Here is a 17,947-nt window from a genome sequence, read left to right as displayed (position 1 = left end):
CTCCCACCTTTGAATGTGTTCACAGATCAAATGTGGGAGGGGGCTTGCCCCCGATGAGGCCCTTGAGAGCCCCGCAAAACCCGAATCAGAACTTATCGAGGGTCTTGAATTTGGTCTCGCGCACCACTTCCTTCGGCTTGTACGCGCAATACCCCGGCCGCGGCCCGATTTTCGGGTGGTTGCGGCAGGTATCCGGGCGCTTGTCATAAATAGTGCAGAAGCGCGTCTTACGATCCAGGTACAGGCAGTCGTTGTTGCTCATGCGCTGCAGGGTAAAAATCTCGGATTTGTTGTTGTAGCGCTCGACGATGCCTTCCTTCTGCAACCGCTTGGCGATGTTCTTCGGCGGGTCGCCGCGCTCGAACTCATCGACGATGCCAATGCGGATCAGGTCCTTGATCTTCACCTCAACCGGCAGTGTGCAGCAGCTGGACACGCAGCCGCCGCACATGTGGGCGGAATATTTCTGCCAAGTCTCGAGACGGTCGAGTTCCGCGGCGGCGATCAGTTGAGGCTTCATCGGGGTTCCAAAAGGTGGGGCTGTATCTGGGCGCGCGATAATACCGGGATTGGTGTTTTTTTGAACAATATTTTGCGTATTTCAGCTCAAAGGCTTGGACATGGGCAGATCGGGCACGACCCCTGCATCAAATGCCTGTAAAGGTGAATGAGTTAAAAAACTGCCGAACCAGAGCGTCTACCGTCTGTCAGACCGACTAGGCTCTAGCAACTCCTTCAATCTCGCCCGAGGTCGCACCGATGTCTCAGGAACCGCTTGCACGAGAAGCAGAGGTAGCCGCATTCCGCGATGCTGTCTTGACCAAACTCACCTACGCGGTGGGCAAAGACCCGGACCATGCCTTCGACCACGACTGGTTCGAAGCCATTGCCCTGGCCGCCCGCGACCAGATGGTCGACCACTGGATGGACCACACGCGGCGTATCTACCGCAAAGGCCAGAAGCGGGTTTATTACCTCTCCCTGGAATTCCTTATCGGCCGTCTGCTCTACGACAGCCTGAGTAACCTCGGCGTGCTGGAGATCGCTCGCGAAGCGCTGTCTGAGCTCGGTGTGGACCTCGAACGCATCCGCCTGCTCGAGCCCGACGCGGCGCTTGGCAACGGCGGCCTGGGCCGTCTGGCGGCGTGCTTTATGGAAAGCATGTCGACCTTGGGCATCGCCGGCCACGGCTATGGCATTCGTTATGAGCACGGTTTGTTCCGTCAGGCGATTGTCGATGGCTGGCAGCAGGAGCAGACCGAGCGCTGGCTGGATTTCGGCAACCCGTGGGAATTCGAACGGGCCGAGGTGATTTACCCGATTGGCTTTGGCGGCAGCGTCGAAACCCTGCCGGATGCCTCCGGCAAGCAGATCCAGGTGTGGACGCCCAACGAAACCGTGCGCGCCGTTGCCTACGACACCCCGGTGGTCGGCTGGCGCGGCGCCAGCGTCAATACTTTGCGCCTGTGGCGTGCCCGTGCGGTGGAAGACCTGCACCTGGAGCGCTTCAACGCCGGTGACCATTTGGGCGCCGTCGCCGAAGTGGCCCGCGCCGAGAGCATCTCCCGAGTGCTTTACCCGGCGGACAGCACCGAAGCGGGGCAGGAACTGCGCCTGCGCCAGGAATACTTTTTCGTCGCCGCCTCCTTGCAGGACCTGTTGCGTCGCCACAAGAACATGCACGGCTCGGTCCTGAGCCTGGGTGAACACGCGGCGATCCAGCTCAACGACACCCACCCCTCGATCGCCGTGGCCGAGTTGATGCGCCAGTTGGTCGACCTGCACGACATTCCGTGGGAAGCCGCGTGGGATGTCACCGTCGAAACCCTGTCGTACACCAACCACACCCTGTTGCCCGAAGCCCTGGAAACCTGGCCGGTCGGTCTGATGGAACGCATGCTGCCCCGGCACATGCAGATCATCTACCTGATCAACGCGCAGCACATCGATGCGCTGCGCGCCAAGGGTATTCATGACTTCGACGTACTGCGCGCCGTCTCCCTGATCGAAGAAGACAACGGCCGCCGTGTGCGCATGGGTAACCTGGCGTTCCTCGGCTCCCACAGCGTCAACGGCGTGTCCGGCCTGCACACCCAACTGATGCGCAGCACAGTGTTCTCCGAACTGCACAAGCTCTACCCGGAGCGCATCAACAACAAAACCAACGGCATTACCTTCCGCCGCTGGCTGTACCAGGCGAACCCCAAGCTCACCGATATGCTGGTGGACGCCTTGGGCCCGGACATTCTCGACAACATGGAAACCCGCCTGGGCGAGCTGGAAACCTTCGCCGAGAAACAGGCCTTCCGCAAAGCCTTCGCCGACCAGCGCCTGCACAGTAAGCGTGCACTGGCCGAGATCATCCATGAGCGCCTGGGCATTTCGGTGAACCCGGCGGCGATGTTCGACGTGCAGGTCAAGCGTATCCACGAATACAAGCGCCAACTCCTGAACCTGCTGCACACCGTGGCGCTGTACCAGGCGATCCGTGCCGAGCCGGGCACCGACTGGGTGCCACGGGTGAAGATCTTCGCGGGCAAGGCGGCGGCCAGTTATCACCAGGCCAAGTTGATCATCAAGCTGACCAACGACATCGCGCGCACCGTCAACAACGACCCGACCGTGCGCGGCTTGCTCAAGGTGGTGTTCCTGCCCAACTACAACGTTAGCCTGGCAGAAAGCATCATCCCGGCGGCGGACTTGTCGGAGCAGATCTCCACCGCCGGCTTTGAAGCATCGGGCACCAGTAACATGAAGTTCGGCCTCAACGGCGCGCTGACCATCGGCACCATGGACGGCGCCAACGTGGAAATGCACGAGCGCGTAGGGGCCGATCACATGTTTATCTTCGGCCTCAGCGCGCAGCAGGTCGAGGCGCGTAAACATGCCGGTGAATTCAACGCCGGGCCCGACATTGCTGCGTCCCATCGTCTGAACGACGTGCTGCAAGCGATTCGGGGCGGGGTGTTTTCGCCGGATGATCCGGGCCGCTATGTGGGCTTGATCGACGGGTTGATCGACTACGACCGCTTCCTGGTCTGTGCCGATTTCGATTCCTACTGGGATGCCCAGGCGCGGGTCGAAGCGCATTGGCATGATTCCAAGGCGTGGTGGCGTTCGGCGGTGCTCAATACCGCACGGATGGGCTGGTTCTCGTCGGACCGGACGATCCGCGAGTACGCAACCGAAATCTGGAAAGCCTTGGACTAAACACTGCGATAGCAAATGTGGGAGGGGGCTTGCTCCCGATAGCAGAGTGTCAGTTTGCAGATATGTCGACTGGTACACCGCTATCGGGAGCAAGCCCCTCCCACATTGGTTGCGCGTCGATATACTGAGCGCCGGTTTGCTTAGGGAATATCGACCATGCAATGGATTTTCATGCTGATTGGCCTGGTGCTCGGCTGGACGCTCGATGAGTCGTTCTACGATGCGGGTATCGGTGCGCTGTTGGGGTTGGGCATTGGCCAGGCGATTCGCCTGTCCAAGCTGGCGACCCAGGCGCAGCAGCAGGCTTCTCAGTTGGAAACCACGCAGAAGGCGCTGATCGCCCTGGGTGAGCGCCTGCGGCAACTGGAAGTACCCACGTCGACGAGCCCTGTCATTGTCGAAACACCTGTCTCTGAGCCGGCACCTGTCGCCAAGGCGCCCGAACTGGTGTGGGAGCTGCCGGCTGAATTGGCGCCTGTCGCGATGGTCGCCGAACCGAGCCAACCACTGCCGGACGACGTCTGGGCGCCAGCCCCGACGCCACGCCCGCCTCAAGAACCTGTCGCTCCCCGTGACCCCAACCTGATCGAACGCGCCATCAGCGGCGCACGCAACTGGCTGTTTGGGGGCAACACCGTGCTGCGTGTCGGCGTGGTGCTGCTGTTCCTCGGCCTGGCCTTCCTGCTGCGCTACGCCACCGAAGGCATGGTGGTGCCGATCGAGCTGCGTTACGCCGGGGTTGCTGCAGCGGCCCTTGGCCTGCTGGGCCTTGGCTGGTGGCTGCGGCTGCGCAACAGCAACTACGGCTTGATGCTGCAAGGCACCGGGATCGCGGTGCTGTACCTGACGGTGTTTGCCGCGATGCGCCTGCACCCGTTGATCGACCCGAGTGCGGCGCTGGGCCTGCTGGTGGCGGTCACGGTCTTCTCAGCGATCCTGGCGATTACCCAGGATGCGTTGGGACTGGCCTGTGCGGCAGCGCTCGGCGGTTTCGCGGCGCCGATCCTGACGTCGACCGGCGCCGGCAGCCACGTCGCGCTGTTCAGTTATTTTGCCCTGCTCAACGCCGGTATCCTTGCCATCGCGTGGTTCAAGGCCTGGCGCTTGCTCAACCTGATCGGCTTTGTCGGCACCTTCGGTATCGGCTTTGCCTGGGGCATGCGTTCCTATGCGCCGGAACTGCTGTGGAGTACCGAGCCGTTCCTGATCCTGTTCTTCCTGATGTACCTGGCTATCGGCCTGTTGTTCGCCCGGCGCAAGTTGCGTGAGATGGGCGATGCACCCGAAGGCCGTGATGCGTTGTTGCGCTGGTCGGCATCCAAAGGCGATTACGTCGATGGCAGCATGCTGTTCGGCCCGCCGCTGGTGGGTTTTGGCCTGCAGTTCGCGCTGGTGCAGCACCTTGAGTTCGCCGCTGCGTTCAGCGCACTGGGCCTGGGCATCCTCTACATGGGCCTGGCCCGCGTGCTCAGTGGCGGGCGCGCTTTGCTGCTGGCGGAAACCTGTCTGGCCCTGGGGGTGATCTTTGCCAGCCTGGCGATTCCCCTGGGCCTCGATGCACGCTGGACCGCAGCCGCCTGGGCGGTGGAGGGCGCCGGGATCTTCTGGCTCGGCTTGCGTCAGCAGCGGCCGTTGGCGCGGGCATTTGGCCTGTTGCTGCAATTGGGCTCGGCGCTGGCGTTTCTCAGTGAACTACGCATCGGCGAACACACGCTGTTGGAGGGGGCGCCCTTGGGGGCGCTGTTGTTGGGCGCGGCGTTGTTGTTCAGCTTTGACCAACTGCGCAAGGCCGCGATGGAACAAGCGGCAGACTGGGAGCGCAAGGGCCTGCCGGTTCTGGCCAGCCTCGGCCTGACCTGTGTGTACTTGCTCGCGCCGCTGCTGTTGCTGACTCAAGGCGTTGCCATCAGTTGGGCGCTCGCGGGTCTGGCGACACTGTTTATCGGCTTGCGGATTGGCTCGCGCACCTTCCTGTTCACGGCGTTTGCCGTACAACTGCTGGGCGGGGCGTTGTTCCTGCTGCGCCTGCAAGGCGGCGACTCGGCAGCGGTATTCAACGCCGGTTGGAACGGCCTGCTCACCGCGTCGTTGGTCGGCCTGGCGTTGATCGGCGGCATGCTGCTGGCGGCGCGTGACGACATGGTACGCAGCGATGTGCGCCTGTTGCGCGGGCTGTCCGTGGTGCTGTTGGCCGGGTTGGTGCTGATCAATCTCGCCGTGTTGTTTGTACTGCCATGGGAAAGCGCCAGTGGTGTGTGGGCGGCCAGTGGGTTGTTGATCATCTGGTTGAGCCTGTACCTGCAACAGCGCGTCAGTTTCGTGTTCGGGTTACTGCTGCAAGTGATCGGCGGCGCGTCGTTCCTGCTGGCGGTGCCGGAGCTGCTCGGGCCTCTGACCAGCGAGGGTTTGCGTCCGCTGGGGCATAGTGGCTTCTGGACGCCGATGGTGTTGGGCCTGGCCGCCTTGATCGGTGCCTGGCGCTTGCAACGTGAGCCCCATGCGCCGGTGTTTGCCGTACTCAAGCTGCAACGCCTGTCTGACCTGCTGCTGGTGTGGGGCGCGGCGTGGTGGGCGTTGGCGCTGATCGCTGAAGTGCTGCGGTTTATTCCCGACGAGCTCCAGGGCTCGTTCCTGCTGGGTATAGCGGCGGTCAGCGTGGCGATCTGGGCGCTGCTCGCGACGCGGCTGCGCTGGGCATCGCTGGGCGTGTTGTGCATCTTGTTGATGCCGGCGGCGGGCCTGGTGCTGCTGGTGTCCGCGCATCACTATTACCACCCGGCGGCGCAGTACGGCTGGCTGGCCTGGTTGGCAGTATTTGGCGTGCATTTCATCGCGCTGCGGCGTTTAGCGACGGTGGTGCCGGCCAACGTCCTGAGCGTTGCTCACGTGTTGGGTTGCTGGATGTTGATCGGTGTATTGGCGCTGGAACTGCGCTACGCCCTGTTGTTGCTGTCGAGCGAATACAACGCCTGGCGTTGGTTGGGCTGGGCGATCCTGCCAAGTCTGTATCTGGTGCTGGCTGCTGCACCGCGCAACTGGCCGTGGCCGGTGTCGGCGTATCCACGGGAATATCGAGTGTTGGCGGCACTCCCATTGGCGGTACTGATGCTGGGCTGGTTCTGGCTGGCGAATACCTTCAGCGACGGCACGGCAAAGCCGTTGCCCTATGTGCCGTTGCTCAACCCGCTGGATCTGGGCTTGCTGTTTGCGCTGCTGGGCGTGTACCTGTGGTCGCCCAGCGTGGCGCCGCAGCGAGGGCCGCGTGCTGAATTGATCGCCCAAGGCATTGCCGGTATTTCGCTGTTCACGTTCTTTACGGCCCTGGTGATGCGCACCGCACACCACTGGGGCGGCGTGCCGTTCCATCTGGATGCGTTGCTGGAGTCGATGTTGGTGCAAGCCGGTCTGTCGATTGTCTGGACCCTGATCGCCCTCGGCCTGATGATCGGCGGCCACCTGCGCCATCGCCGCGAAGTGTGGCTGATCGGTGCGGCGTTGATCGCGGTGGTGGTGGCCAAGCTGTTCTTTGTCGAGCTGAGCAACCGTGGCGGCCTGGCGCGGATCGTGTCGTTTATCGGCGTGGGCGGGTTGTTGCTGGTGGTGGGCTACTTTGCGCCGCTGCCGCCCAAGCGTGCCGAACCTGTGTTGGAAACTGAAGGAGCATCCTCTTGATCGGTAAGTTGAGCGTGGTCGTGCTGGGCATGTGTACGACGTTGTCGGTGTGGGCGCAGGAAACGCCGGCCGACTTCAGCAGCCAGGTGCCGCTGAGCGTCAGCGGCAACGGCCCCTGGTATCGCCTTGAGTTGCCGTTGGCCGTGCAACTGAATGCGCGCCAGGCTGACCTCAGCGATGTGCGCGTGTTTAACGCTGCCGGTGAACCCCAGGCCTACGCGCTGTCGCGTCAAACGTCGCAACGCACCGAACGTCGTGAAGTCACCGACGTGAAGTGGTTCCCGCTGTACGCCGCCGACACCCAGGCAACCTTGCCCGGTGTCGTGATGAAAACCACGGCCGAAGGCACCCTGGTGGAAATCAAGCCGTCCACCGCACCGGAGCCGGGTAAGCAGGTGCTGCGCGGCTGGGTGCTCGACGCCAGTAGGATCAAGGCGCCTTTGCAGCAGTTGAGCCTGGACTGGAGTCGCGAGCAAGAGGGCTTCCAGCGCTTCAGCATTGAAGCCAGTGATGACTTGCAGCACTGGGAATCCTGGGGGGATGGGCAAGTCGCGCGTTTGTCGTTTGCCGACGAGCGGGTCGAGCAGCATGACGTCAGCTTACCGGGGCAATCCGCGCGTTACCTGCGCCTGGTGTGGAAGGGGCAAGCGGCGCCGTTGCTGACCTCGGCCAAGTTGGCCAGTGCAACCAGCAGCAGCCTGCCGATGCCGCTGGTATGGTCGCAGCCGCTCTCGGGCACGCGGCTCAAGGCGGGCGAGTACAGCTGGAAGCTGCCCACCGGGCTGGGTGTCGAGCGCTTGCGTATCGAGTTGAAGCAGCCCAATACGCTGGCGCCGGTGACCCTGGCGGGGCGACGCGATGGCAATCAGGCCTGGCAGCCGTTGAGCAATGGCGTGTTGTATCGCCTGACTCAAAATGGTCAGGACGTGGTGCAGGACGAATTGCAGCTGCCCGGCCAGACGGTCACCGAACTCAAGTTGCAGGTCGACGAGCGCGGCGGCGGCCTGGGCGTCGAAGCGCCGGCCCTGCACTTCGCGGTGCGCGCCACGCAGTTGGTGTTCCTGGCGCGGGGCGAGCCACCGTTCACGCTGGCGTTGGGGAATGCCTCGGTGAAGGCGGCGAACCTGCCGCTGTCGACGCTGATCCCCGATTACAACGCCGAGCGCCTCAACACCATGGGTCAGGCCAAGGTGGCCGGGGCCGTCGCGGTCACTTCGCCGGTGGTCACTGCGGCTGTCGACAGCGGGCCGAACTGGAAAACATTCGGACTCTGGGCCGTGTTACTGCTCGGCGTCGCTGCACTGGGAGCCATGGCCTACAGTTTGCTGCGCAAGCCGCCGGTGGCACGTTAAATAAAGTCCATGAACTCTATTGGGTTTTAATCCTCTGATAGGAGGAAATACGCCCCGACTCGCGTTAAACTGCGCGGGTTTTTAGCCCCCCCCATTCATCGGAGCCTTCCATGTCCCGCGTTACCTTGAGTCGCTATTTGATTGAGCAGACCCGCAGCAACAACACGCCTGCCGATCTGCGCTTCCTTATCGAAGTGGTGGCGCGTGCTTGCAAGGAAATCAGCCACGCCGTATCCAAAGGCGCATTGGGTGGTGTCCTGGGCAGCATGGGCACTGAAAACGTGCAGGGCGAAGTCCAGAAGAAGCTCGACGTGATCTCCAACGAGATCCTGCTCGAAGCCAACGAATGGGGCGGTCACCTGGCCGGCATGGCGTCCGAAGAAATGGACAATGCCTACCAGATCCCGGGCAAATACCCGAAGGGCGCCTACCTGCTGGTGTTCGACCCACTGGACGGTTCGTCCAACATCGACATCAACGCCCCGGTTGGCACCATCTTCTCGGTACTGCGTTGCCCGAGCGAATACCTGAGCCAGAACGAAGCCCTGAACGAAAAGGCCTTCCTGCAGCCAGGCACCGAGCAGGTCGCTGCCGGCTACGCGATCTACGGCCCACAGACCATGCTGGTGCTGACCTTGGGCGATGGCGTCAAAGGCTTCACCCTGGACCGTGAAATGGGCAGCTTCGTCCTCACCCATGAAGACATCACCATCCCGGCTTCCACCCAGGAATTCGCGATCAACATGTCCAACCAGCGTCACTGGGAAGAACCGGTCAAGCGCTACGTGAACGAGTTGATGGAAGGCGAAGAAGGCCCGTTGAAGAAGAACTTCAACATGCGTTGGGTCGCCGCGATGGTGGCCGACGTGCACCGTATCCTGACCCGTGGCGGCCTGTTCATGTACCCACGCGACAGCCGCGAGCCGTCCAAGCCGGGCAAACTGCGCCTGATGTACGAAGCCAACCCGATGTCCTTCCTGGTAGAACAGGCGGGTGGTGCGTCCACCGACGGTCACCAGCGCATTCTCGATATCCAGCCCGACGGCTTGCACCAGCGTGTGGCGGTGTTCCTGGGGTCCAAGGAAGAAGTTGAGCGTGTGACCGCTTACCACAAGAAGTAACCTGCTGCGATAAGTGAACGGCATTGTTGTGAGCCGGTTCACCCTTAAAGAAGCCCCGAAACGTTTCAGCGTTTTCGGGGCTTTTTTGTTTTCGTTCGTCGGGAACCAGACACCTCTTTTCCCTTCTAAGCTTCTGGCAGATACCCAGGCTGCTTCGTCCCTCCAGGAGTTATTCCATGTCGTTACGCCGTCTCGCTTTGCTGGCTTTTTGCGTGCTGTTGGCCGCTTGCAGCAAGGTCAATCAAGAAAACTACGAAAAATTGTCGGCTGGCATGGCCAAGACAGAAGTCGAGTCGTTGTTGGGTAAGCCGACCGATTGCTCAGGCGCACTGGGCATGTCCAGCTGCACGTGGGGCGATAAAAACAGCTTTATCAGCGTTCAATATGCCGGTGACAAAGTTCTGATGTTTTCCGGGCAAGGCCTGAAGTAAACCGGGGCGAGAGCCTGCGGGAGAAGAAGAATGATGCGTTTTGTTTTGTTCCTTTGCGCCAGCCTGTTTTTGGCGGGCTGCGCCAGCCATTCTGGCGATGATCTGCAACCCAAGACAGCGAGCAACGTCAACCTCAAGCGTTACCAGGGTACCTGGTATGAGTTGGCTCGATTGCCGATGTACTTCCAGCGCAACTGCGCGCAGTCCGAAGCCCGCTACACATTGCTGCCTGATGGCGATATGTCGGTATTCAACCGCTGCCTCACCACCGAGTGGAAGTGGGAAGAAGCCAAGGGCACGGCCACGCCGCAGGTGCCTGGCAAGACCGACAAGCTCTGGGTGGAATTCAATAACTGGTTTACGTCACTGCTACCTGGCGTCGCCAAGGGCGACTACTGGGTGCTGTATGTCAGCGACGACTACAAGACCGCCATCGTCGGCAGCCCGAGCCGGCGCTATATGTGGATCTTGTCACGCACGCCGACGGTCAGTGCGGACACCCGTGAAGACCTGTTGAGCAGGGCGCGGCAGCAAGGGTATGACACCACGCGTTTGATCTGGCGTACGTCGGATAAGCAGATGGCGAAGACCTCGCAATAATTCTGGATAGCCACAAATCCAATTGTGGGAGGGGCAACCCCCTCCCACATTTTTTAACCGAGTAACTCTCTTAAGACCTGCGTAAACGCCCGGCTGCTTTCTTCTTCGCCGGCGTGCCGCCCATCGCGCACTACCCACTTGCCGTTGACCAGCACATCGCGCACTTGCCGGTCACCGCCGGCAAACAGCCAGCGATTGAGAATGCCGTCTTCTGTCGCTGTCGCCAGGTAAGGGTCGTTACCGTCCAGCACGATCCAATCCGCACGCTTGCCCACTTCCAGTCGACCTATCGGCTGTCCCAGCGCCTGTGCGCCACCGTCCAGCGCCGCATCGAACAACGTACGGCCGACCATCGGCTGGTCGCTGCGATACAAGCGGTTGCGCCGTTGATCGCGCAGGCGTTGGCCGTATTCCAGCCAGCGCAGTTCTTCCACCACGCTCAGTGACACATGGCTGTCGGAACCGATGCCCAGGCGTCCGCCCTGGGCGAGGAAATCCACGGCAGGGAAAATCCCATCGCCCAGGTTCGCCTCGGTGGTCAGGCACAAGCCGGCAATCGCGCGGCTCTTGGCCATGCGCGTCACTTCTTCAGAATCCGCATGGGTGGCGTGCACCAGGCACCAGCGCTCATCGACCTCGACATTGTCATACAGCCATTGCAATGGGCGTTTTCCGCTCCAGGCCAGGCAGTCGTCGACTTCCTTTTGCTGTTCGGCAATGTGGATATGCACCGGGCAAGTCTTGTCACTGGCAGCCAGTACTTCATTGATTTGTTGTGGCGTGACAGCGCGCAGGGAGTGGAAGCACAAACCCAGTTGCTGCGCCGGTTGTGCCGCAAGGATCGGTTGCAGGCGCGACTGCAGGTCCAGGTAGTTTTCGGTGCTGTTGATAAACCGTCGCTGGCCTTCGTTCGGTGCCTGCCCACCAAAACCCGAGTGGGTGTAGAGCACGGGCACCAAGGTCAGGCCAATCCCGCTGCTGGCGGCCGCCTGGCTGATCTGCCGGGACAGTTCCGTACGGTCGGCGTAGGGCTGGCCGCTGACGTCATGATGCACATAGTGAAATTCGGCCACCGAGGTGTAGCCGGCCTTGAGCATCTCGATGTACAGCTGGCAGGCGATCACCCGCAGTTGCTCCGGGCTGATCTTGCCGACCATGCGGTACATCAGGTCGCGCCACGTCCAGAAACTGTCATTCGGATTGCCGGCCACTTCGGCCAACCCCGCCATGGCGCGCTGGAAGGCGTGGGAGTGCAGGTTCGGCATGCCCGCCAACACCGGGCCCCTGAGCCGTTCGGCACCGTCTGCGCTGGCGTTGGCCTCAACCTGGGTCAGCAGGCCATCGGCGCTGACTTCAAGACGTACATCGTTGGCCCATCCATTAGGCAGCAGCGCGCGTTCGGCAAAGAAAGCGGACATGATTAGAGCACCCCGGTCGTGTGTTTATTTGTATATACATATACAGACGTTTGCCTGCTCGGTAAACTCCGGCAATCTATGCATCTTTTCCCCCTGCAAGGATTCCCTGTGCCGACTCCGCCCGCCAAGTCTTCACTGGCTGCCCACATGGACGAAAGTCCGGCGCCCTTGTACGCCCGTGTCAAACAGATGATCAGCCAGCAGATCCTCAACGGCAACTGGCCACCCCATTACCGCGTACCGTCGGAAAGCGAACTGGTCAGCCAGTTGGGCTTCAGCCGCATGACCATCAATCGCGCCCTGCGTGAGCTCACCGCCGAAGGTTTGCTGGTGCGCATGCAAGGCGTCGGCACGTTCGTCGCCGAGCCCAAGAGCCAGTCAGCGCTGTTTGAAGTGCACAACATTGCCGATGAGATCGCCTCCCGCGGTCATCGGCATACGTGCCGCGTCATCCACCTGGGCGAAGAGGCCGCCGGTTCCGAGCGCGCCGTCGCCCTGGAAATGCGCGAAGGCGGGCGGGTGTTCCACTCGTTGATCGTGCATTACGAAAACGATATTCCCGTGCAAATCGAGGACCGTTTCGTCAATGCCCTGGTCGCGCCGGAATACCTGCAACAGGACTTCACCCTGCAAACCCCCTATGCCTATCTCAACCAGGTGGCGCCGTTGACCGAAGGCGAGCACGTGGTCGAAGCGATTCTCGCCGACGCTGCCGAGTGCGAGTTGCTGCAGATCGAGCCGAGCGAGCCGTGCCTGTTGATTCGTCGACGCACCTGGTCCGGCCGTCAGCCGGTGACTGCCGCGCGTTTGATCCACCCCGGTTCACGCCACAGCCTGGAAGGACGGTTCAGTAAATGAGTGCAGTGAAAGTCTGGCGCGCCGCCGATTACGTGCGCATGCCGTGGAAAAACGGCGGCGGCAGCACCGAAGAAATCTCCCGCGATGCGGGCGAGGGCCTGGAAGGTTTCGGCTGGCGCCTGTCGATTGCCGATATCGGTGAGTCTGGCGGGTTTTCCACCTTCGCCGGCTACCAGCGCGTGATCACCGTGATCAAAGGCGCAGGCATGGTGCTGACCGTGGATGGCGAGGAACAGCGCGGACTGTTACCTCTGCAACCGTTCGCCTTCAAGGGCGACAGCCAGGTGTCATGCCGCCTGATTACCGGGCCGATCCGCGACTTCAATTTGATCTACTCGCCTCAGCGTTACCATGCGCGGTTGCAGTGGGTGGATGGTGTGCAGCGGTTTTTCAGCACGGCGCAGACGGTGCTGGTGTTCAGCGTGGCGGATGAAGTGAAGGTACTGGACGAGGTACTGGGCCATCACGATTGCCTGCAAGTGGACGGTAACAGCGGTCTGCTGGATATTTCCGTCACGGGTCGCTGCTGCATCATCGAACTGACCCCGCAGGGTTAAAAAATGTGGGAGGGGGCTTGCTCCCGATAGCGGTGGATCAGTGGGTATATCCTGGGCTGACACACCGCAATCGGGAGCAAACCCCCTCCCACATTTGTTTCTCACTGTTCTTGCGATCTGTTTCCAGCTCTCGCACCAATTTGTTACCGAACGCCCCAGCGTGGCGCAAAACCGCGCTGTCGTGACAAACCTCCCTCGCTATAAAACGCCTTCGTAAGAAATTTCATCATGCCTCGAAGCCTTAATTTCCGAGGCTCGCACACGCTTTCCAAAAAAATCCAATCACCTAGCCCAGAAAGTTGGCCGCTTGATTGCATATGCTTGTATGTACAAGTAAAGATGTGTGCGTAAGACTCTCCTTCGCACCATCAATGTTCGCGCATCGATCGCCGAGGAGTTCTTGTTGTGACCAAGCCTACAAAATACCGTGACGTCGAAATCCGCGCCGCCCGCGGTAACAAGCTCACCGCCAAAAGCTGGCTGACTGAAGCGCCGCTGCGCATGCTGATGAACAACCTCGACCCCCAAGTGGCCGAGAACCCCAAAGAACTGGTGGTGTACGGCGGTATCGGCCGTGCAGCGCGCAATTGGGAGTGCTACGACCAGATCGTCGAGAGCCTCACCAACCTGAATGACGATGAAACCCTGCTGGTGCAATCCGGCAAGCCGGTCGGCGTGTTCAAGACCCACAGCAATGCCCCGCGCGTGCTGATCGCCAACTCCAACCTGGTGCCGCACTGGGCCAGCTGGGAGCACTTCAATGAACTGGATGCCAAGGGCCTGGCCATGTACGGCCAGATGACCGCCGGCAGCTGGATCTACATCGGCAGCCAAGGCATCGTCCAGGGCACCTACGAAACCTTCGTTGAAGCCGGTCGCCAGCACTACGATTCAAACCTTAAGGGCCGTTGGGTCCTCACCGCCGGCCTCGGCGGCATGGGCGGTGCCCAGCCTCTGGCGGCAACCCTCGCCGGCGCATGCTCGCTGAACATTGAATGCCAGCAGGTCAGCATCGATTTCCGCCTCAACAGCCGCTACGTGGATGAGCAAGCCACCGACCTCGACGACGCCCTGGCCCGCATCGCCAAGTACACAAAGGAAGGCAAGGCCATCTCCATCGCGCTGCTGGGTAACGCCGCTGAAATCCTGCCGGAACTGGTCAAGCGTGGCGTGCGCCCGGACATGGTCACCGACCAGACCAGCGCCCACGACCCGCTCAACGGTTACCTGCCGGCCGGCTGGACCTGGGACGAATACCGCGCCCGCGCCAAGACCGAACCGGCTGCCGTGATCAAGGCCGCCAAGCAGTCCATGGCCGTGCACGTCAAAGCCATGCTGGAATTCCAGAAACAAGGCATCCCGACCTTCGACTACGGCAACAACATCCGCCAGATGGCCCAGGAAGAAGGCGTGGAAAACGCGTTCGACTTCCCAGGCTTTGTACCGGCTTACATCCGCCCGCTGTTCTGCCGTGGCATCGGCCCGTTCCGTTGGGCTGCGCTGTCGGGTGACCCGCAGGACATCTACAAGACCGACGCCAAAGTCAAAGAACTGATCCCCGACGACGCGCACCTGCACAACTGGCTGGACATGGCGCGCGAGCGCATCAGCTTCCAGGGCCTGCCGGCGCGTATTTGCTGGGTTGGCCTGGGCCAACGCGCCAAGCTCGGCCTGGCGTTCAACGAGATGGTGCGCAGCGGCGAGTTGTCGGCACCGGTAGTGATTGGCCGCGACCACCTGGACTCCGGCTCGGTCGCCAGCCCCAACCGCGAAACCGAATCCATGCAGGACGGCTCCGACGCCGTGTCCGACTGGCCACTGCTCAACGCCTTGCTCAACACCGCCAGCGGCGCGACCTGGGTTTCGCTGCACCACGGCGGCGGCGTGGGCATGGGCTTCTCCCAGCACTCCGGCATGGTCATCGTCTGTGACGGTACCGACGAAGCGGCCGAGCGCATTGCCCGCGTGCTGCATAACGACCCGGCCACCGGTGTGATGCGTCACGCAGACGCCGGTTATCAGATCGCCATCGACTGCGCCAAAGAGCAGGGCCTCAATCTTCCAATGATCAAGTAACCCATGTGGGAGGGGGCTTGCTCCCGATGGCGGTGTATCAGCCAATAGGCCTGGTGACTGACCCACTGCTATCGGGAGCAAGCCCCTTCCCACAGTTGAGCGGCGGCGACCCCCAAAACAATCCATCAGAGGTTGAACACCCATGGCTGCAAGTGACGCGCGTGCAAGCACCACCCCGTTGATCGAGAAACGTTCGATCGACTACATCCCGGAAGCGGAAAGACACGGTCGTCTATTGAGCCAGTTCACCCTGTGGCTGGGTGCCAACCTGCAGATCACCGCGATCGTCACCGGGGCCCTGGCCGTGGTGCTGGGCGGTGATGTGTTCTGGTCGTTGATCGGTCTGTTGATCGGTCAACTGCTGGGCGGCGGCGTGATGGCGTTGCATGCGGCGCAGGGGCCCAAGCTGGGCCTGCCGCAGATGATCTCCAGCCGGGTGCAGTTCGGTGTGTACGGCGCGGCGATCCCGATCGTACTGGTCTGCTTGATGTACCTCGGTTTCACCGCAACGGGCACCGTGCTTTCCGGTCAGGCCCTGGGCCAGTTGTTTGGCGTCAGCGACAGCGTCGGGATCCTGATCTTCGCCAGTGTCATCGTGCTGGTCACGGTGCTCGGTTACCGGGTGATCCACTTCATCGGCCGTGTTGCCAGCGTCATTGGCGTGATTGCCTTTGTCTACCTGTTCAGCCGTCTGATGAGCCAGGCCGACGTGGGCGCACTCCTGCAAATCCGTCACTTCAGTTGGAGCAGCTTCCTGCTGGCGGTGTCGCTCGCGGCCTCCTGGCAAATCGCCTTCGGCCCATACGTGGCGGACTATTCACGCTATCTGCCGAGCACGACGTCCTCGGTCAAAACCTTTCTTGCCGCAGGTGCAGGTTCGGTGGTGGGTGCACAGGTGGCGATGATCCTCGGCGTGTTTGCCGCGGCCATGTCCAACGGGCAATTTGCCGGCCACGAAGTGGCCTACATCGTGGGCCTGGGTGGTACGGGGGCCACTGCGGCGCTGCTGTATTTCAGCATCGCGTTCGGCAAAGTCACTATCTCCACGCTGAACTCCTACGGCAGCTTCATGTGCATTGCCACCATCATCAGCGGCTTTCGCGGTCGCCTGGAGGTCACGCGCTTGCAGCGGCTGTTTTTCGTGCTGGTCATCGTCGGTACGGCGACTCTGATCGCCTTGCTCGGGCAGCACTCGTTCCTGGGGGCGTTCAAGTCCTTCATCCTGTTCCTGCTGGCGTTTTTTACGCCATGGAGCGCGATCAACCTGGTCGACTACTACTGCATCACCCGTGATCGCTACGACGTACCGGCGCTGGCCGATCCGAACGGGCGCTATGGCCGTTGGAACCTGCTCGGTATCAGCGTGTATGTCTTCGGTGTGCTGGTGCAATTGCCGTTCATCTCCACCAAGTTCTACACAGGCCCGCTGGTGGCGGCCCTGGGTGATGTGGATATTTCCTGGATCATCGGCCTGGTACTCCCCGCCGCGCTTTACTACTGGGCTGCGAAAAAGTGGCCCGCCGCACACCCTGAACACCTGATCCTGCCGAAAGAGCAGGGCGCTGTACCAACGACGACAAACGGGCTGGTTGCACAGGCCTGAGGGGACGTGGACAGGGCTGGATGCCTACTGACTGCCGTAATCCATTTCATGATTGGGAGCGTCACAACAATGAAAATGCATAAGACCCTGTTGGCCACCGTATTCTCTGCGGGCGTGCTGGCCACTGCTGGCGCCCAGGCGGCCGGTTGGTGTGAATCCGGAAAACCGGTGAAATTCGCCGGCCTGAACTGGGAAAGCGGCATGTTGCTCACCGACATCCTGCAAACCGTGCTGGAAAAAGGCTACGACTGCAAAACCGACAGCCTGCCAGGCAACTCCATCACCATGGAAAACGCCCTGAGCAGCAACGACATCCAAGTGTTTGCCGAAGAATGGGTCGGCCGCAGCGAAGTCTGGAACAAGGCCGAGAAGGCCGGCAAAGTCGTCGGTGTCGGTGCCCCTGTGGTGGGCGCTATCGAAGGCTGGTACGTACCGCGCTACGTGATCGAAGGCGACGCCAAGCGCAAGCTTGAACCCAAGGCGCCGGGCCTGAAAAACATCGCCGACCTGGCCAAGTACGCCTCGGTGTTCAAGGACCAGGAAGAACCGTCCAAGGGCCGTTTCTACAACTGCCCGGCCGGCTGGACCTGCGAGCTGGACAACAGCGAAATGCTCAAGAGCTATGGCCTGGAAAGCACCTACACCAACTTCCGCCCAGGCACCGGCCCGGCGCTGGATGCGGCAGTGCTGTCGAGCTACAAGCGCGGCGAGCCGATCCTGTTCTACTACTGGTCGCCAACCCCGTTGATGGGCCAGGTCGACCTGGTCAAGCTGGAAGAAAAACCCGGTGTGGATAAGACCGTGAGCATCAAGGTCGGCCTGTCCAAGACCTTCCACGAACAAGCCCCGGAACTGGTGGCCGTGCTGGAAAAGGTCAACCTGCCCATCGACCTGCTGAACCAGAACCTGGGGCGCATGGCCAAGGAACGCATTGAGTCGCCGAAACTGGCGAAAATTTTCCTCAAGGAACATCCTGAAGTCTGGCACGCCTGGGTCAGTGAAGACGCAGCCAAGAAAATCGACGCGGCCTTGTAGGTCAAGTGTGCACG

General features: G+C 61.4%; 13 protein-coding genes. 11 read left to right on the top strand and 2 right to left on the bottom strand.

Annotated features, from left to right (window positions below; translation table 11 throughout):
* Positions 1-85: 85 nt before the first annotated feature.
* A complete protein-coding gene (locus M2397_RS23530; protein WP_024072902.1) occupies positions 86-520 on the bottom strand; it encodes a YkgJ family cysteine cluster protein in 435 nt (144 codons plus the stop codon).
* Positions 521-759: 239 nt separating this feature from the next.
* Between M2397_RS23530 and M2397_RS23525 the strand changes: the two genes are divergently transcribed.
* From M2397_RS23525 to M2397_RS23500, 6 genes are all read left to right on the top strand, one after another.
* Positions 760-3,210, top strand: a complete 2,451-nt coding sequence (locus tag M2397_RS23525; protein WP_131696904.1) for a glycogen/starch/alpha-glucan phosphorylase — start codon at positions 760-762, stop codon at positions 3,208-3,210.
* 156 nt (positions 3,211-3,366) lie between these two features.
* Positions 3,367-6,882, top strand: coding sequence for a DUF2339 domain-containing protein (locus M2397_RS23520; protein ID WP_259244524.1), 3,516 nt, complete (start codon positions 3,367-3,369; stop codon positions 6,880-6,882).
* Complete coding sequence (locus M2397_RS23515) at positions 6,882-8,234, top strand: DUF3999 domain-containing protein (RefSeq protein WP_259244643.1); 1,353 nt, start codon at positions 6,882-6,884, stop codon at positions 8,232-8,234. Before M2397_RS23520 ends, M2397_RS23515 begins: the two co-directional genes overlap by 1 nt.
* Before the next feature lie 110 nt (positions 8,235-8,344).
* On the top strand, positions 8,345-9,355 hold the full coding sequence (locus M2397_RS23510) for a class 1 fructose-bisphosphatase (RefSeq protein WP_131696902.1): 1,011 nt from the start codon (positions 8,345-8,347) through the stop codon (positions 9,353-9,355).
* A 176-nt stretch (positions 9,356-9,531) separates the two neighbouring features.
* Positions 9,532-9,786 (top strand): hypothetical protein, encoded by a 255-nt coding sequence (locus M2397_RS23505; RefSeq protein ID WP_131696901.1) that lies wholly within the window; start codon positions 9,532-9,534, stop codon positions 9,784-9,786.
* A gap of 30 nt (positions 9,787-9,816) precedes the next feature.
* Complete coding sequence (locus tag M2397_RS23500; protein ID WP_027605060.1) at positions 9,817-10,386, top strand: lipocalin family protein; 570 nt, start codon at positions 9,817-9,819, stop codon at positions 10,384-10,386.
* 53 nt (positions 10,387-10,439) lie between these two features.
* Here M2397_RS23500 and M2397_RS23495 read toward each other — a convergent pair whose 3' ends face one another.
* Positions 10,440-11,804 carry a formimidoylglutamate deiminase gene (locus M2397_RS23495; RefSeq protein ID WP_259244523.1) on the bottom strand — a complete coding sequence of 455 codons (1,365 nt, stop codon included), beginning with the start codon at positions 11,802-11,804 and terminating at the stop codon, positions 10,440-10,442.
* Between the two features lie 147 nt (positions 11,805-11,951).
* Between M2397_RS23495 and hutC the strand changes: the two genes are divergently transcribed.
* The 5 genes from hutC to M2397_RS23470 all read left to right on the top strand — a co-directional run bounded on the left by hutC (position 11,952) and on the right by M2397_RS23470 (position 17,933).
* Positions 11,952-12,662 carry a histidine utilization repressor gene (gene hutC, locus M2397_RS23490; protein WP_237683111.1) on the top strand — a complete coding sequence of 237 codons (711 nt, stop codon included), beginning with the start codon at positions 11,952-11,954 and terminating at the stop codon, positions 12,660-12,662.
* Entirely contained in the window at positions 12,659-13,219 is a 561-nt protein-coding gene (locus M2397_RS23485; RefSeq protein ID WP_145335884.1) for a HutD family protein, read from the top strand. Before hutC ends, M2397_RS23485 begins: the two co-directional genes overlap by 4 nt.
* A 405-nt stretch (positions 13,220-13,624) precedes the next feature.
* Positions 13,625-15,295: a urocanate hydratase gene (gene hutU, locus M2397_RS23480; RefSeq protein ID WP_053140434.1), complete on the top strand. Its 1,671-nt coding sequence runs from the start codon at positions 13,625-13,627 to the stop codon at positions 15,293-15,295.
* Between the two features lie 142 nt (positions 15,296-15,437).
* Complete coding sequence (locus tag M2397_RS23475; protein ID WP_131696896.1) at positions 15,438-16,898, top strand: cytosine permease; 1,461 nt, start codon at positions 15,438-15,440, stop codon at positions 16,896-16,898.
* 69 nt (positions 16,899-16,967) lie between these two features.
* Positions 16,968-17,933, top strand: coding sequence for an ABC transporter substrate-binding protein (locus M2397_RS23470; RefSeq protein WP_259244522.1), 966 nt, complete (start codon positions 16,968-16,970; stop codon positions 17,931-17,933).
* The last annotated feature ends 14 nt before the right edge of the window (positions 17,934-17,947 follow it).

This window comes from Pseudomonas sp. BIGb0381 (genome assembly GCF_024809815.1).
In the GTDB taxonomy this organism is placed as follows: domain Bacteria; phylum Pseudomonadota; class Gammaproteobacteria; order Pseudomonadales; family Pseudomonadaceae; genus Aquipseudomonas.
Note: the sequence above shows the minus strand (reverse complement) of the source record. Positions and strands in the feature narration are given on the sequence as shown.

What these genes read in the sequence shown, in the direction of transcription:
- M2397_RS23530 (WP_024072902.1), bottom strand. Translation starts at nt 520, where the DNA reads ATGAAGCCTCAACTGATCGCCGCCGCGGAACTCGACCGTCTCGAGACT.
- M2397_RS23525 (WP_131696904.1), top strand. Translation starts at nt 760, where the DNA reads ATGTCTCAGGAACCGCTTGCACGAGAAGCAGAGGTAGCCGCATTCCGC.
- M2397_RS23520 (WP_259244524.1), top strand. Translation starts at nt 3,367, where the DNA reads ATGCAATGGATTTTCATGCTGATTGGCCTGGTGCTCGGCTGGACGCTC.
- M2397_RS23510 (WP_131696902.1), top strand. Translation starts at nt 8,345, where the DNA reads ATGTCCCGCGTTACCTTGAGTCGCTATTTGATTGAGCAGACCCGCAGC.
- M2397_RS23505 (WP_131696901.1), top strand. Translation starts at nt 9,532, where the DNA reads ATGTCGTTACGCCGTCTCGCTTTGCTGGCTTTTTGCGTGCTGTTGGCC.
- M2397_RS23500 (WP_027605060.1), top strand. Translation starts at nt 9,817, where the DNA reads ATGATGCGTTTTGTTTTGTTCCTTTGCGCCAGCCTGTTTTTGGCGGGC.
- M2397_RS23495 (WP_259244523.1), bottom strand. Translation starts at nt 11,804, where the DNA reads ATGTCCGCTTTCTTTGCCGAACGCGCGCTGCTGCCTAATGGATGGGCC.
- hutC (WP_237683111.1), top strand. Translation starts at nt 11,952, where the DNA reads ATGGACGAAAGTCCGGCGCCCTTGTACGCCCGTGTCAAACAGATGATC.
- M2397_RS23485 (WP_145335884.1), top strand. Translation starts at nt 12,659, where the DNA reads ATGAGTGCAGTGAAAGTCTGGCGCGCCGCCGATTACGTGCGCATGCCG.
- M2397_RS23475 (WP_131696896.1), top strand. Translation starts at nt 15,438, where the DNA reads ATGGCTGCAAGTGACGCGCGTGCAAGCACCACCCCGTTGATCGAGAAA.
- M2397_RS23470 (WP_259244522.1), top strand. Translation starts at nt 16,968, where the DNA reads ATGAAAATGCATAAGACCCTGTTGGCCACCGTATTCTCTGCGGGCGTG.